The following is a 241-nucleotide window of genomic DNA, read 5'->3' on the forward strand; positions in this document are numbered from 1 at the left end:
GGGCCGCGTGCTCACGCATCGCCAGTTGCTGCGCGAGGTGTGGGGGCCGTCGCACGTGGAAAGCAGCCACTATCTGCGCATCTACATGGCGCATCTGCGGCAGAAACTGGAGCGCGATCCGGCGCAGCCCGAGCACATCGTCACCGAGACGGGCGTGGGCTATCGCCTCGTGGGCGTGCAGTGACGCAGGTGAAGCAGCCGCGTCGCGAGTAGGGCGGCAAGGCGGTTCGGTGACGCGCGG

General features: G+C 68.9%; 1 protein-coding gene. It reads left to right on the forward strand.

The window, feature by feature from the left end:
• Nucleotides 1-184, forward strand: a 184-nt coding sequence (locus tag SB772_RS44995) for a winged helix-turn-helix domain-containing protein (protein ID WP_410839152.1), incomplete at its 5' end; no start/stop codon positions are given.
• Nucleotides 185-241: the final 57 nt, after the last annotated feature.

The sequence above is a fragment of the Paraburkholderia sp. SIMBA_030 genome (genome assembly GCF_046535245.1).
Taxonomy (GTDB): Bacteria; Pseudomonadota; Gammaproteobacteria; order Burkholderiales; family Burkholderiaceae; genus Paraburkholderia.